Origin of the sequence: Mesorhizobium sp. CA14 (assembly GCF_020165195.1) — a bacterium.
Classification (GTDB): Bacteria; Pseudomonadota; Alphaproteobacteria; order Rhizobiales; family Rhizobiaceae; genus Mesorhizobium.
Genome location: NZ_JAIUHR010000009.1, coordinates 127766 through 142460 on the forward strand (window position 1 = coordinate 127766; position 14695 = coordinate 142460).

Here is a 14695-nt window from a genome sequence, read left to right on the forward strand (position 1 = left end):
AGCTTCGCTCGGCCACCTTCTCCCACAAGGGGAGAAGAGGAGGTTGGCGCACCCATGACCCATTTCCTCTTCGACGGTGACGACACCGCCCCCGTCACCATCCTGCTCGCGCACGGCGCCGGCGCACCGATGGATTCCGCGTCGATGGCCGCCACCGCCAAGGAGCTCGCAGCCGCCGGCTTTCAGGTCGCGCGTTTCGAATTCCACTACATGGCCGCCCGCCGCTACGGCCATCGCAAGCCGCCGCCGCGCGCCGAGACGGTGAACCCGGAATACGTCAAGGCAATCGCCGACCTGCGCGCCAAGGGCGTGACCGGCAGACTGATCATCGGCGGTAAATCGATGGGCGGCCGCGTCGCCTCCATGGTCGCCGACGAGATGTTCGCCAAGGGCGAGATCGGCGGGCTGGTCTGTCTCGGCTATCCCTTCCACCCGCCGGGCAAGCCGGAGCAGTTGCGGACAAAGCATCTCGCCGACCTGAAGACGCCGACGCTGATCTTCCAGGGCACGCGCGACGAGTTCGGCACGAGGGAGGAAGTCGCAACCTACGGCCTTTCTCCTGCCATCGAGGTGATCTGGCTGGAGGACGGCGACCACGACCTGAAACCGCGCAAAGCGATTTCGGGCTTTTCGACGGCGGATCATCTGAGGACGGTGGCCGAGACGATCAAGGCCAAGCTGGCGCAGCCCTCAGCGTCGTCATTCTAGGGCGAAGCAAGGAGCGGAGCGACGCGCGCAGACGTTAGAATCCACGCCGTTACATACGAGCGTTGCGGCATTCCAGAATTCTGCTCCGCCGCATTCCACGGCGAAGGCCACGGCATGGGTCCTCGGGTCAAGCCCGAGGATGACGAAGCGAGGGGCGTCGTCGGCAAATGAAGATCGCCACCTTCAACATCAACAACATCAACAGCCGGCTGGAAAACCTGCTCGCCTGGCTCGCCAAGGCAAGGCCCGATGTCGTCTGCCTGCAGGAGCTGAAATCCCGCGACACCCAATTCCCGCTGACCCGGCTCGCCAACGCCGGCTATGGCGCGGTGTGGAAGGGCGAGCCGGCCTGGAATGGCGTCGCGATCCTCGCGCGCGGCGCCGAGCCTGTGCTGACGCGCGATGCGCTGCCCGGCGACGATGCCGACCGCCAGGCCCGCTACATCGAGGCGGCCGTCGACGGCGTCGTCATCGCCTGCCTCTATGCACCCAACGGCAATCCGCAGCCCGGCCCGAAATTCGCCTACAAGCTCGCCTGGCACGAGCGCTTCGCGGCGCATGCGGGTGAGCTCCTCGACACCGGCCTGCCGGTAGCGCTCGCCGGCGATTTCAACATCGTGCCCGAGCCGCGCGACATCTATGCGACCCGCTCCTATGACGACAACGCGCTGGTGCAGCCTGAAAGCCGCGCCGCCTTCGCCGCGCTGATCGACCAGGGCTGGACGGACGCGTTGCGCAAGGTTTTTCCCAAGGAGCAGCGGCTCTACACTTTCTGGGACTATCGCCGGAACCGCTGGCCGCGCGACGCCGGCTTGCGGCTCGACCACATCCTGTTGTCGAAGAAGCTCGCTCGAAAACTGGAAGCGGCGGGCATCGACCGCGAGGTGCGGGCAGGGGAAAACCCCAGCGATCACGCGCCGGTCTGGGTGGAGTTGGGGTGAGAAAACAGAAATCCCCGCCGTGGCGGGGATTGTCGAGAAGCAGGTTTCGGGTGCCCGGTCATGGCGGCGGAATGGGCGGCGAGCCGGCCACAACTGCCGAAAGCTTGCCTTTACGAACGAAAACCGGTTTCTCGTAAGTCTTCTTCATGGTTGCCCTCCTATTACTCCGACGGATGATCTCATACGAGCAGCTTCCGTCAAGTAAGCGGTCGGGCGGGCCGTTCTATGGCTGGATAGTGTTTCACTGATGGAATAGCGGCCCGATAGTATACCGATAGTATGACGCCTGCAGTGGAACTGGAAGAGAAGCATATCGCCCGGCGAGCTGTGTGACGTCCTGCACTTAGCCTTGGCCGCCAGCTCGGCTAAGATGCCGAGGCCGGCCTGCTGCCGCCTGTGACAAGGGAGCGGCCGCAAGGCGCGGGGGAACCGATGAAGAGATCGACCGACAGGCTGCTGGCGCTGGCGATGCTGATCGTCGGCATTGCCTGTTTCGCCAAGCTCTATCCGGCGCTGGGCGGCGGGCCGCCGGCGACGGCGCGCCTGGAAGTCTTGGGCGCGGCCGGTTTGCTGTCGGTCCTTGCCGGGCTGCTGTTCCTCGCCGGCCTGCTGCCGGCCGCCGCCAGGCATGATCCGGCTGCCCCTTTGTTCGGTCGCGACGCCGAGATCGCGCCGGCCGGCCATCCGCGGTTGCGCCGCGCAGCGCTCGCCTTGCCGCTTCTGGCCCTGATCGTGATCGTCGCCGACCAGTTTGGTCCGTGGCGGGCGCCGGGCAGCGAAGAGGCGAAGGAGGTCGCCACCGCGCCGGCGGAGCCGGCGCCTCGGCCGCCCGAGCCGAAGGCGAGCGCAAAACCAACCACGCCTGAGGCGAGCGTCAAGCCAGCCGCGCCTGCATCCGCACAGGAAGAGGCCGCAAAGCGCGCGCTGCCCGAGCCGGTTGCGGCTCCCGTTCAGCCGGCGCCGGCAGCCGCCGCGCCGGCCGGATCCGCGCCGCGGCCCGCCCAGCCGGCAGAGCCGGTCCAGCCAACCCAGCAGACGGCGCTCGTGCCCGCAACGCCGCCGCAGACGGAGGCGCCGCCTCCGCCGGCACCTCCGGCCCAGCCGACCGCGCTCGAAGGCCACCGCGACGCCGTCGTCTGGCTGGCGGTGTCGGCCGACGGCCACGAGATCTTGAGCGCCAGCACCGACCGCATGATCAAGCTCTGGGACATCGACGGCAAGCGGCTGATCCGCGATCTTGGCCAGCACAAGGACATGGCGCGGACCGCGCTTTTCATGCCCGACGGCAGGACCGCGCTCACCGCCGGCGATGACGGCGAAATCGTGCTGCGCCAGCTATCCGACGGCACTGTGCTGCACGTCTTCTCCTCAGGGGCAAACGGCGGCGTCAGGCAATTGAAGATCAGCCCGGATGGCAAGCGCGCCGTCAGCGGTCACGATACCGGTTCCGTCGTGGTTTGGGACCTGGGGAAGGGGGCGGTGCTGCGCGTGCTGCCGGGCCACGACTGGTCGGTGAGCTCCGTTGCCATCTCGCCCGACGGCACCAGGGCGCTCACGGGCAGTATCGACGGCGAGCTGAAGCTCTGGGATATCGTTTCGGGCAAGCAACTGCGCAGCTGGCACGGCCACGACCGCGGCGCCTATGGCGCGGTCTTCCTGGCCGATGGCCATCACGCGGTGACCGGCAGCGGCGACTACACGATCAAGCTCTGGGATCTCGACACCTTCAAGGAGGTCCGCCGCTTCGACGGCCATTCCGGCACGGTTTATGCGCTCGCCTTGTCGGCCGACGGCAAGCGTCTCGGCTCCGTCTCGCTGGATGGCACCGCCAGGATCTGGAACGTGGACACCGGCGCCGAGATCGCCGAATTCGACCCCGGCACTGGCCCCATCTATTCGGTCGCCTTCGCCGCCGACGGCACGCTGTTGACCGGCGGCATCGACCGCTCCATCCGCGACTGGCCGGCGGCGGGCGGGGATGGAGCGGTGCTGTTTGCCGGGGCGCCGGAATAGCGGAGGCGATTGGCGAAGGCCCACGTGGCAGCCAATCTCCTCCACGAGGGGAAAGATCGGCGGCTTCCACGCCTTTGCCAATTGACGGGGCGCAGCTCCTGCCTAGTTCATCCCGATGACGGCATAGCCGGCCGGACATCCCGACTGCCGCCGCGCCTCACGCAAGGAGTCCTTCCTTGAAACGCTTCTGGATCGGCGTTCTCATTCTTGTTGCCGTCTGCCTGGCGGGCTTTGCCGCCTATGCCTGGAAGCCGGCGATCGACCCGATCGAACCGCCGCAGCGCGCCTCCTTCGACCGGGCGCTTATCGAGAAGGGGGCGGTGCTTGCTTCGGTCGGCAACTGCACGGCCTGCCATACCAAGCCCGGCGGAAAGTCCTTCGCTGGCGGGCTGGCGGTGCCGACGCCATTCGGCACCATCTATTCCACCAACATCACGCCGGGTCCCAAGACCGGTATCGGCCGCTGGTCGGAAGCTGCCTTCAGCCGGGCGATGCGGGAAGGCGTCGAGCGCGACGGCGATCACCTTTATCCTGCCTTCCCGTTCGACCATTTCACGCTGGTCTCCGACGACGACAACAAGGCGCTCTACGCCTATCTGATGACGCGCCGGCCAGTTGAGAGCCGGCGACCGGCCAACGACCTGCCGTTCCCGCTCAACCTGCGCCTCGTGCTGGCGGGCTGGAAGCTGCTCTTCTTCGACAAGGGCGCCTATCACGAGGATGCCGCGCAGAGCGCCGAATGGAACCGCGGCGCCTATCTCGTCGAAGGGCTTGGCCATTGCGGTGCCTGCCACACGCCGCGCAACGCCCTGGGCGCCGAGCGGAAAGGCGTGCATCTGAAAGGCGGCGAAGCGGAGGGCTGGGATGCCTTCGCTCTCGATGCATCGTCCTCCGCCCCGATCCCGTGGACGCATGACAGTCTCTTTGCCTATCTGCGCCAAGGCTGGCATGCCGATCACGGCGTGGCCAACGGACCGATGGCCGAGGTCACCGGCAATCTCGGCCGGCTTCCCGATTCCGACATCAGAGCCATCGCCACTTACCTGATCTCGCGGATGGGCGAGCCGACGCCGGAGCGCGCGGCGGCAGCCGAGGACATCCGCAAGAAGCTCTCGATCGACCAGGGCGGCACGCCGATACCGGCCAGCGCCGCCACCGGCAGTCCGACAAGCCGCGGCGGCGCGATCTACCAGGCGGCCTGCGCCACCTGCCATGACGGCAGCCGCCCGCAGCCTTTCGGCGGTATCGATTTCCATCTCTCCAGCACGATCGCCGCGCGCGATCCGCAAAATGCAATCAACGTCGTGCTCTTTGGCCTGCCGGCGGCGAGCGGCCGGGAGAGCCCGATCATGCCGGGCTTCGCCGTGACGCTGACCGACGATCAGGTGGCGGACCTGCTCGGCTATCTGCGCGAGGCCTTTGCCCGGAAGCCGGCATGGGCGGACGCGAAGGCGAAGACCGCCGACACCAGGAGCGGCAAATATCGGGTCAGCGTCCGGCCTTCGGACGGCATCGAGCGCAGCCCGGACAATGTGGGAGCCAAGGACTGATGGTTAAGCTCAACGTCAACGGCACGTCACATGACGTCGACGTCGATCCGGCGACGCCGCTGCTCTATGTGCTGCGCAACGATCTGAAGCTCAACGGCGCCAAGTTCGGCTGCGGCCTCGGCCAGTGCGGCGCCTGCACGGTGATGGTCGATGGCAAGGCGGTCTTTTCCTGCCTGACACCGGCCATGCTGGTCGAGGGGCGCGAGATCAAGACGGTCGAGGGCCTTGGCACCATCGACGATCCCGGCCCGATGCAAAAAGCTTTCATCGAACAACAGGCGGCGCAATGCGGCTATTGCATTGCCGGCATGATGATGCGGGCGCAGGCGCTGCTCGAGGCAAAGCCCGATGCCGCCGACGCCGACATCAGGCAGGCGCTGGAGCCCAATCTCTGTCGCTGCGGCACGCATATGCGCATCCTTCGGGCCGTGGCTCGCGCCCGCGACCTGATGCAGGGCAAGTCCGCCGGCAACATGGCGCCGGCCGCTGCCACGGGGAGGGGATGATGAACGCACCGAACCCGCTTCCCGATGTCACCCGCCGAGGCTTCCTGGCCGGAGCCGGCGCGCTGGTCGTGTCCTTTGCGATCCCCGCCGAGGCGCAGGAGGGCGAGGTACCGACGGCGCCGGGCGCCCAGGCGGTTAAGCCGAAACTACCCGGCAGCCTGGCCGATACACCCTCGCTCGACGCCTGGATCCGCATCGACGCCGACGGTTCGATCACCGTCTTCACCGGCAAGGCCGAGCTTGGCCAGGGCACCAAGACGTCGCTGCGCCAGATCGCGGCCGAGGAGTTGGAGGTCGAGCCCGCATCGATCAAGCTGGTCACCGCCGACACCGCGCTGACGCCGAACGAAGGCTACACGGCCGGCAGCCAGACGATCCAGAACTCAGGCACCGCCATCCGCTACGCCGCGGCGCAGGTGCGCCAGATCCTGATCGCCAAGGCCAGCCAAAAGCTCGGCGCGCCGGTCGAGGCGCTCAAGGCGCAGGCAGGCGCGATCGTCGGCCCGAACGGCGCCAAGGCCAGCTATGGCGAACTGGTCTCGGCCGACTTCCTGCATGTCGATGCGGCGGCCGACACCAAGCTCAAGCCGCCCGCCGCCTACCACGCGATCGGCAAGCCCTTTGCGCGGGTGGACATCCCGGCCAAGGTCACCGGCGGGAATGCCTATGTGCAGGACATGCAGCCGCCGGGCCTGGTGCATGCCCGCGTCGTGCGTCCGCCGAGCTACAACGCCAGGCTCACCGACTTCGCCGATGCCGCCGTCAAGGCGATGCCCGGTGTCATCGCGGTGGTGCGCGACGGCGATTTCCTGGCCGTGGTCGCCGAGCAGGAATTCCAGGCGGTGAGGGCCATGCGCGCCATGGCCGGCGTCGCCAGGTGGCAGGAGCAGCCGGCGCTTCCCGACCAGTACGACCTGCCGGCCTTCCTCAAAAAATCCGTATCGGAGGTCGGCGCGGTGACCTCTGTCGGCGCCGATAGCGTGCCGGGCGCCCGGACGCTCGAGGCGCAGTTCACCCGCGCCTACCAGATGCACGGTTCGATCGGCCCGTCTAGCGCGGTGGCCATGGTCGACAATGGCCTGACGACGGTGTGGACGCACACGCAGGGCGTCTATCCCGACCGCAAGGCGATTGCTCAGATGCTCGGCGTGCCGGAGGAAAAGGTGCGCTGCATTCATACCGAAGGCTCCGGCTGCTACGGTCACAACGGCGCCGACGATGCGGCGGCCGACGCCGCGCTGATCGCGCAGAAAGTGCCGGGCAAGCCGGTGCGCGTGCAGTGGATGCGCGACCAGGAGCATCTGTGGGAACCATACGGGCCGGCGATGCTGACCAAAGCGAGCGCCACGCTCGACCAGAACGGCAACATCGTCAACTGGCACTACGATCTGTGGAGCAACAGCCATGGCACGCGGCCGGGCTCGGCCGGGTCGCTGATCGCCGGCCGCTTGATGGCCCGGCATTTCCCGCCGGATCCGGCGAAGCTGCAGATATCGCCGCTCGGCAATGGCGACCGCAACGCCATCCCGCTCTATGACGTGCCTAACCAGCGCGTGAACTGGCATTTCATCGCCGACATGCCGGTGCGCGTTTCCTCGCTGCGCAGCTTAGGGGCCTATTGCAACGTCTTCTCCATCGAAAGCTTCATGGACGAGCTGGCGCTGGCGGCGAACGCCGATCCGGTCGAATACCGCCTGCGCCACCTGAAGGACCCGCGCGCCAGGAAGGTGATCGAGGTGGCGGCCGAAAAGTTCGGCTGGTCGAAGGATCCCCTGCCGGAAGGCCGGGGTAGAGGCTTCGCCTTCGCCAAATACAAGAACCACGCCGCTTATCTGGCCGTCGCGCTGGAGGCCGATGTCGACAGCGACAGCGGCGCGATCAAGGTGTCGCGCGTCGTCACGGCGGTCGATTGCGGCGAGGCCGTCGCCCCGGATTCGATCGTCAACCAGACCGAGGGCGGCATATTGCAATCGATGAGCTGGACGCTGTACGAGGCGGTGCATTTCGACCGCACGCGCATCTTGAGTCCGGACTGGTCGACCTATCCGATCCTGCGCTTCAGCGCGGTGCCCGACAGCATCGAGGTGCAGGTCGTCGACAGTCCAGGCACGCCCTATCTCGGTGTCGCCGAAGCCGCCCAGGGCCCAACCGCAGGCGCCATCGCCAATGCGTTCCGGAGTGCGACTGGCAAGCGGATTTACGACCTGCCCTACACGCGCGAGCGGGTGAAGGGCGTGCTGGGCGTTTAACGCGCCGGCGATTGGCGAAAACGGTCGCGACATCGATCTCCCCTGCGGGGGGAGATGCTCGGTTCACCCTCCGAAGCTGGAGCAAAGGACGGGCAGGGCAGAGGGGTGCTGTCTCGCCAGCCTATCCGAGGAAGACCTGTACAAGGACTGTCCGAGCAGCCATCGTCGCCGCATGAGCAACACTGCCGAATCCACTTATTTTGTCCTGCAGGAGATCGATCCTGCGACCGGTTCGGCTGTCGCTGAGGCTCGAATCTGCGTCTTGGACCTGAAAGAGCTTGGCGCGGTTCTGGGTTGCAGCAGCACACAGTTATCAGGCTCATGGGAATTGGACCCGGGAGATATTCAAAGACTGGGCGCGATATGCATCCCACCTCGCGAGCTTGACCCGAGGCTCAATTGCATCGAATCCTGGCATCCAGTCCGCGAAACACCGTATCTCGTTCACACGAATTTCGAGCTGCCGCTGATGCTGGAAGGTCGCAAGCCTCTTGCGGTGTTCCAAGACACCTATCCGGTGGAGTGGCTGACGGAAACGCTGGCCCGCTTTGACCCATTCGTCCGCTCGGGTCGGTTGGTGCGCCGCATAATGGACACGCCCTTCACCAACGCCGAGCGCGCTCGCTTCCCAAAGTTCGAAAGATGGCGGCGCGCCTTCTTCGCACTCCCCGGCGAGGAATGGCGAATAGACGCATATCTGCTGGCATCGCAAGTCTCCGCCAAGACCGGCTGGAACGAAGCCCTCGAACGGATGGAGGGCTCACTTCTCGGTTATGAGGATTGGCAGAATGATTGGTGGGTTGAGCATAGAGCACCACCGCGAGAGGCGGGCATTCGTCAGGAAAATGAATAGCGCCCTTGGATTACCTGACAGGCAGGCGGGACAGCACCCCCTCTGGCCTGCCGGCCATCTCCCCCGCAAGGGGGGAGATCGGCAGCTTTGCCGACGGCACTCGTCCTGCAACGTCGGCGATTGGCGAAAGCGAAGGCGACATCCAATCTCCCCCCTTGCGGGAGAGATGCCCGGCAGGGCAGAGGGGGTGTGACGGAACGCAGCCTCTGCAAGGATATTCGCTCCTACTATGCTCCACCTCGTCGAAGCCTCGATCGCCGACCTGCGCCGCGCGCTGGAAGACGGCACCGTCACCAGCGTCGAGCTGGTCGCTGCGTATCTGCGGCGCATCGCCCATTACGATCGCCACGGCATCGCGCTCAACGCCGTGCCGGTCCTCAACCCGAAGATGTTCGAAGAGGCGGAAGCGTCCGACCGGCGCCGCCGCGAGGGCAAGACAGTCGGGCCGCTTGACGGCATCCCCTACACAGCCAAGGACAGCTACAAGGCCAAAGGGCTGACGGTGGCGGCCGGCTCGCCGGCTTTCGAGCATCTCATGGCGAACGAGGACGCTTTCACCATCGCCCGGCTGCGCGCGGCCGGCGCGGTGCTGGTCGGCCTCACCAACATGCCGCCGATGGCCAATGGCGGCATGCAGCGCGGCGTCTACGGCCGCGCCGAAAGCCCGTACAACAAGGACTTCCTCACCGCCGCCTTCGCCTCCGGCTCGTCCAACGGTTCGGGCACGGCGACCGCCGCCAGCTTCGCGGCTTTCGGGTTGGGCGAGGAAACCTGGTCGTCCGGCCGGGCGCCCGCTTCCAACAACGCGCTGGTCGCCTACACGCCCTCGCGCGGCGTGATCTCGGTGCGCGGCAACTGGCCTTTGGTGCCGACCATGGATGTGGTCGTGCCACATACGCGGACCGTTGCCGACATGCTGGAACTGCTCGATGTGATCGTCGCCGACGATAACGAGACGCGCGGCGATTTCTGGCGCGTGCAGCCCTGGGTGGAGATCCCGAAAGCCTCGGCGCTGCGGCCGGCGAGCTATGCCGCGCTTCCATTGCAAGGCGCGCTGGAGGGCAAAAGGCTCGGCGTGCCGAAAATGTATATTGGCAAGGACGAAGGCGCAGAGCGTCCGATCGAGACGCGCACCTCGGTGTTGGAGTTGTGGCGGCAGGCGGCGCGCGACCTTGAAGCACTCGGCGCCGAGGTGGTCGAGGTCGATTTCCCCGTCGTCTCCAACTACGAGCGCGACCGGCCGGGCGCCCGCTCCATGGTCGATCGCGGCCTCGTGCCGCCGGAATTCGCCGAATACGAGATCTGGGACCTGTCCATCTGGTCCTGGGACGATTTCCTGCGCGCCAACGCCGATCCGGCGATTCCCGATCTCACTTCGGTCGACGGCGCAAAGATCTTCCCGCAACCACCGGGCACGTTGCGCGACCGTTACGGCGAAGCCGATTTCGATCTGGCGCAGTATGTCGAGCGAGCGAAGCGCGGGGTGGCGCGACTGGAAAATGTCCCAACCATCGAGAAAGGCCTGAAGGGCCTGGAAGCAACGCGCCGCATCGACTTCGAGGACTGGCTCGATGCCAACCGCCTCGACGCCGTGGTGCTGCCGGCGGTCGCCGATGTCGGCCCGGCCGATGCAGACATCAACGAGGCTTCCGCCCGGCTTGCCTGGCGCAACGGCACCTGGGTCGCCAACGGCAATCTGGTCTGGCGGCATTTCGGCATCCCGACGGTGACGGTGCCGATGGGCGCCATGGCCGATATCGGCATGCCAGTTGGCTTGACCTTCGCCGGCAAGGCCTATGACGATGCAGCGCTGCTCAGCTTGGCCGGCGACTACGAGCGCGCCACGAGGCGCCGCACCGCCCCGCCGCGCACGCCGCCGCTTGCCGATGATGTGTTCGAGGGAAGGGGTGCGGTCGCCGGCGACGCGCCGCTCAGCCTCACGCTGGCTGCCGAGACGACCCGCGGCGGCGCCACCGATGAAATCGCGATCGCACTGGAGGTCGGCGACGCTGCGGTGGTGAAAGTCCACATCAACGGCGAGCCGGTTTTTATGCAAGGCAGCGGTAACCGATTCACCGGTCGCGTGATCGTACCGGCCACGACCCATCAAGGCTTCCATAGCGTCTGGCGCGGTTCCTATGGTTCGATCGTCACGGCCATTGTGAGATCGCCGGATGGGCGCGTCGGCGGGGCATATACGGTGACAGGTGGGATTGGGTAGCTTCCCTTCCTCACAAGCGGGGAAGGGAAGATCGTGCTACTCGGTCCAATCCACCACCAGCGCCACCAACCCGAACACCGCGCCGGTGGCACACACCGCGTTCCAGCCGCCCCAGGCCCAGGCGATGCCGGCCAGCAGCGAGCCGATCGCGCCGCCGATGAAGAAGATGCCGACGAACAGCCCGTTGATGCGGCCGCGCGCCTTGGGCTGCAGCAGGTTGACGGCGCGGCGGCCCAGCGTCTGGTCGCCGGTGACGCCGATATCGAGCAGCACGGCACTGATGCCCATAAGGATGAGCGGCAGCCATGCGCCGCCGGCCTTGGCCGCGCCGGCCCATGCCGCGAGGCCGAGCGCTGCGATCAGCACGAGATGGCACAGAATCGTGGCCGCGCACGTAAAACCGCGGTCGCCGGCGCGGCCGAAGATTGGCGTCACCGCTGCACCCCCGGCGCCGACCAGCGCGAACAGTGCGATGCCTTTCTGGCCGAGATCGAAGGGTGGAGCGGAGAGGCGAAGCGCTACCGCCGTCCAGAACACGCTGAAGGCCGCCATCACCAAGCTCGCGGTGAAGGCACGACGCCGCAGCACCGGTTCCTGATTCAGAAGTCCGACCAGAGAGGCGATGAGCCCCGCATAGCTCGCATGCGTCAGAGGCTTGCGCCTTGGCAAAGCGAGGCCGAGCATGATGGCGAGCAGCCCAAGTGCCGCGGCGCTGATACCGTAGAAGGCTCGCCAGCCGAAGGCGTCGGCGACGAGGCTGGCGATCGGACGCGACAAGAGGATGCCTATCATCAACCCGCTCATCACATCGCCGATGACGCGCCCGTCCTGTCCGGGAGGCGCCATCGAGGCCGCGACCGGCACCAGCACCTGGATGCAGGAACATGCAGCGCCAAGCACGAACAGCACGGCAAGCAGCGAGGACGCCGACGGCGCGAATGAGGCTGCCGCCGCGGCGAGCGCAGCCGAGCACAGCATGCGCAGCACCAGCACGCGGTTCTCGACGAGATCGGACAGCGGCACCAGGAAGAACAGCCCGGCGGCGTAGCCGAGCAGCGTGGCCATCGAGACCAGGCCACTTTGCGACGCGGCGGCGCCGAGCGAGGGGCCGATGAGCCCGACCAGCGTCTGCGGCGCGAACAGATTGGTGACGATGATGCCGACCGAAGCGGCGAACAGCAGCGTCTGGGATCGGGTGATCGTGCCGCCGCCGGCATGCGGCGACGGATCGGCGAACTCGGCCGTCGCGATCCGGGCGTTGTCTGTTCCGTTCATGGGTAGCCTCGCTGTTTGCATATTTCGCAAGGACTTTATTCGAACCGATCATAATGCTACAATTGAAATGATATGATAATGATTATGCGAGATGCGCATGAACATCCATGACCTCGAAGCCTTCGTCGCCGTCGTCGAAACCGGCTCCATCGTCGGCGCTTCGGCCAGGCTCAATCTCACCCAGCCCGGCGTGACGCGGCGGGTGCAGAATCTCGAGGAGCGGCTGGCGACGCCTTTGCTCGACCGCCAGTCGAAGCCGCTTAAACCCACCGCCTCGGGCCGCGAGGCCTATGAGCATGGCCGTCGGGTGCTGCGCTCGCTGGAGGATCTGAAGGCGGGCGTCTCGCCGGTCGGCGAGGTGAGGGGCGAGTTCCGCCTCGGCATCATGCCTTATCTCTCGACCAGCGCGCTGTCCGAGCCGCTCGACAGTCTTCGCGCGGCCTTCCCGCAATTGACGCTGAAGATCACCTCCAGCCTGTCGCCGCGCCTGGTGGAGCAGGTGCTGCACAGCGAGATCGACGCAGTGGCCGTCTGCCTCGCCGACGGCGTTGCGCCGCCGCCGGAGCTCGTCGGCGACGATCTCGGCGTGCAGGCAGTGCTGCTGGTGGCCGCGCCAAGCCTCGGCGTGCCGAAGCCGGCCGAGCTCAACGATCTCGCGCGCTACCCTTGGGTGCTCAATGAAACCGGCTGCGGCTTCCGCGCCTTCATCCGCCACCGCTTCGAGGCGGCGCGGCTGCCTTTCCATGTCGGCGTCGAGGCGCAGGGCGCGGATCTGAGAATGTCGCTGGTGGCGCGCGGCCACGGTATCGGCGTCGTCACGCCGGGCGCGCTGTCGGGCAGCCAATGGCGCGACGCGGTCGAAGTGGTCGACTGCCCCAGCTTCAAGCCGCAGGTGCGCTGCTGGCTGCTCCACCGCCCGCCGGCCGGCAGGCTGGTGCGTCCGATCGCGGTCTTCCGCGACGTGCTGGCGAAAGCGCTGAAGGGGCCGATGCCGCTGATGTCGTAAAAGCCAGGCGCCTTATCTTCCCCCTGACAGTGGAAAAAGCGATTTCAGCATCTTGGCAAAGCGAAATGCTAGAGACTGCCAGAGGGAGTGGGCTGCACCGTCCGTCGAGTTCGCTATCTCCGGGTCTTGCGATCGGGGGAAGGGAGGCGAGCCACGAATCCCAAAACTTCTGCTGCATGGAGACGAACACGGGCATCACATCATAGCCATCGTCAAATATGTTGACTAAGTCGCTCTTATTGGGGCGCTCGCCCGTTTTCACTTTGCAGACCACCAATCCTCGACTCGTCTCTGTCACGGTGCCTTCAGGGAAAACATTGGCGCTCGCGCCATAACAAAAGGGTAGTAGTCCTTCCACTTCGAGCTGATTGCGGATTTGGCATAGGGCTTCGAAATAGTCGTCTTCTTCAGCGACGATGACTTTATTGCGATAGCTGCAGGTGAGCCTGCATCGGGTCCCCACATCGTGCGGCGTGAACACCGCCTGCTCGTCACCTCCCGTGCCTCCTCCGATCAGGAACACGGTGTATTGTTCATCCATTGTCATCCCCCGATCTCTCGACCATCTTAGTTGTGATTAATCATGAATACAATTGCAAATTGTAGACGGTTCGGCGAGTTGCTGCTTGCTGGCTTCTGCCTCGTCCTTGACCCATCCCCCACCCACGCTATCTTCGCGCCATGCCAGACACAGCCCCCTCCGCCGCCGCGCCGCTGATCGTCATCGACCTGCAGACCGGTATGTTCGACGGTCGGTTCGATCCGCCGATCCATGACGCCGACACGATCGCCGAGCGTGCCCGCAGGCTGATTGATTGGGCGCGGCGCACCGGCCGCAAGGTGGCCTTCATCCGCCATGACGGACCGCCCGGCGATCCGCTGGCGCCGGGCGCCTCCGGCTGGCCGGTCTGGCCGCTGCTCGGCCAGGCCGACGACGAGCCGACTTTCGGCAAAAATGTCGGCAACGCTTTTTCCAATCCAGACCTAGCAGCATGGGTGGCGGGGCAGGGCGCGCGGGACGTTGTGCTCATCGGCGCCCAGACCGATTTCTGCGTCGCCGCCACCGTGAAGGGAGCCTTCGCCGAAGGCCTGGGCGTCACCCTGGTCTCCGACGCGCATTCGACGCTGGACTCACTGGAGGAGAAGGCGCCCGACATCATCGTCCGCCACAACGAGGCTTTCGCGGGGCAGGGCTCTCGGCCGCCGCCGCGGACGGGGTGATCGCCCCATCCGCGGCGACCAACACAATGAACGATTCGCTATACACAAGGGGTGTTCCAGGGAATGCCAGCGTTTCACTCCGCTGGAACACCCCTCATCCGTCTCGGCGCTGCGCGCCGATCCACCTTCTCCCACAGGGGGAGAAGGGAAGA

12 protein-coding genes are annotated in these 14695 nt (G+C 66.2%); 10 read left to right on the forward strand and 2 right to left on the reverse strand.

Going from position 1 to position 14695, the window contains the following annotated elements:
- Positions 1-54: 54 nt before the first annotated feature.
- Both LB565_RS12780 and xth read left to right on the forward strand, forming a co-directional pair.
- A complete protein-coding gene (locus LB565_RS12780; protein WP_224584449.1) occupies positions 55-708 on the forward strand; it encodes an alpha/beta fold hydrolase in 654 nt (217 codons plus the stop codon).
- A 167-nt stretch (positions 709-875) separates the two neighbouring features.
- Positions 876-1649 (forward strand): exodeoxyribonuclease III, encoded by a 774-nt coding sequence (gene xth, locus LB565_RS12785; RefSeq protein WP_224584450.1) that lies wholly within the window; start codon positions 876-878, stop codon positions 1647-1649.
- Positions 1650-1707: 58 nt separating this feature from the next.
- Here the strand turns inward: xth and LB565_RS12790 are convergent, their stop codons facing one another.
- Positions 1708-1797 carry a putative RiPP precursor gene (locus tag LB565_RS12790; RefSeq protein WP_224584451.1) on the reverse strand — a complete coding sequence of 30 codons (90 nt, stop codon included), beginning with the start codon at positions 1795-1797 and terminating at the stop codon, positions 1708-1710.
- Between the two features lie 284 nt (positions 1798-2081).
- Between LB565_RS12790 and LB565_RS12795 the strand changes: the two genes are divergently transcribed.
- From LB565_RS12795 to LB565_RS12820, 6 genes are all read left to right on the forward strand, one after another.
- Positions 2082-3662 (forward strand): WD40 repeat domain-containing protein, encoded by a 1581-nt coding sequence (locus LB565_RS12795; protein WP_224584452.1) that lies wholly within the window; start codon positions 2082-2084, stop codon positions 3660-3662.
- 176 nt (positions 3663-3838) lie between these two features.
- Positions 3839-5212 carry a c-type cytochrome gene (locus LB565_RS12800; RefSeq protein WP_224584453.1) on the forward strand — a complete coding sequence of 458 codons (1374 nt, stop codon included), beginning with the start codon at positions 3839-3841 and terminating at the stop codon, positions 5210-5212.
- The gene (locus LB565_RS12805; RefSeq protein WP_140710044.1) at positions 5212-5718 is read left to right on the forward strand and encodes a (2Fe-2S)-binding protein; all 507 of its coding nucleotides are present in this window, start codon (positions 5212-5214) and stop codon (positions 5716-5718) included. Before LB565_RS12800 ends, LB565_RS12805 begins: the two co-directional genes overlap by 1 nt.
- Positions 5718-7967 carry a xanthine dehydrogenase family protein molybdopterin-binding subunit gene (locus LB565_RS12810; protein ID WP_224584455.1) on the forward strand — a complete coding sequence of 750 codons (2250 nt, stop codon included), beginning with the start codon at positions 5718-5720 and terminating at the stop codon, positions 7965-7967. The genes LB565_RS12805 and LB565_RS12810 overlap by 1 nt, the downstream gene beginning before the upstream one ends.
- Positions 7968-8139: 172 nt before the next feature.
- Positions 8140-8820, forward strand: a complete 681-nt coding sequence (locus LB565_RS12815) for a hypothetical protein (protein ID WP_224584457.1) — start codon at positions 8140-8142, stop codon at positions 8818-8820.
- A 229-nt stretch (positions 8821-9049) separates the two neighbouring features.
- Entirely contained in the window at positions 9050-11041 is a 1992-nt protein-coding gene (locus LB565_RS12820; protein ID WP_224584459.1) for an amidase, read from the forward strand.
- A gap of 36 nt (positions 11042-11077) precedes the next feature.
- On the opposite strand, the gene LB565_RS12825 is transcribed toward LB565_RS12820, so the two are convergent.
- On the reverse strand, positions 11078-12316 hold the full coding sequence (locus tag LB565_RS12825) for an MFS transporter (RefSeq protein WP_224584462.1): 1239 nt from the start codon (positions 12314-12316) through the stop codon (positions 11078-11080).
- Between the two features lie 97 nt (positions 12317-12413).
- On the opposite strand from LB565_RS12825, the gene LB565_RS12830 reads away from it, so the two are divergent.
- Entirely contained in the window at positions 12414-13322 is a 909-nt protein-coding gene (locus LB565_RS12830; protein WP_224584464.1) for a LysR family transcriptional regulator, read from the forward strand.
- A gap of 681 nt (positions 13323-14003) precedes the next feature.
- Positions 14004-14543, forward strand: coding sequence for an isochorismatase family protein (locus LB565_RS12835; protein WP_224584465.1), 540 nt, complete (start codon positions 14004-14006; stop codon positions 14541-14543).
- Positions 14544-14695 lie beyond the last annotated feature (152 nt).

Excerpts from the sequence above, each read along its gene's own strand:
- LB565_RS12780 (WP_224584449.1), top strand. The coding sequence starts at position 55 with ATGACCCATTTCCTCTTCGACGGTGACGACACCGCCCCCGTCACCATC.
- xth (WP_224584450.1), top strand. The coding sequence starts at position 876 with ATGAAGATCGCCACCTTCAACATCAACAACATCAACAGCCGGCTGGAA.
- LB565_RS12790 (WP_224584451.1), bottom strand. The coding sequence starts at position 1,797 with ATGAAGAAGACTTACGAGAAACCGGTTTTCGTTCGTAAAGGCAAGCTT.
- LB565_RS12795 (WP_224584452.1), top strand. The coding sequence starts at position 2,082 with ATGAAGAGATCGACCGACAGGCTGCTGGCGCTGGCGATGCTGATCGTC.
- LB565_RS12805 (WP_140710044.1), top strand. The coding sequence starts at position 5,212 with ATGGTTAAGCTCAACGTCAACGGCACGTCACATGACGTCGACGTCGAT.
- LB565_RS12810 (WP_224584455.1), top strand. The coding sequence starts at position 5,718 with ATGAACGCACCGAACCCGCTTCCCGATGTCACCCGCCGAGGCTTCCTG.
- LB565_RS12815 (WP_224584457.1), top strand. The coding sequence starts at position 8,140 with ATGAGCAACACTGCCGAATCCACTTATTTTGTCCTGCAGGAGATCGAT.
- LB565_RS12820 (WP_224584459.1), top strand. The coding sequence starts at position 9,050 with ATGCTCCACCTCGTCGAAGCCTCGATCGCCGACCTGCGCCGCGCGCTG.
- LB565_RS12825 (WP_224584462.1), bottom strand. The coding sequence starts at position 12,316 with ATGAACGGAACAGACAACGCCCGGATCGCGACGGCCGAGTTCGCCGAT.
- LB565_RS12830 (WP_224584464.1), top strand. The coding sequence starts at position 12,414 with ATGAACATCCATGACCTCGAAGCCTTCGTCGCCGTCGTCGAAACCGGC.
- LB565_RS12835 (WP_224584465.1), top strand. The coding sequence starts at position 14,004 with ATGCCAGACACAGCCCCCTCCGCCGCCGCGCCGCTGATCGTCATCGAC.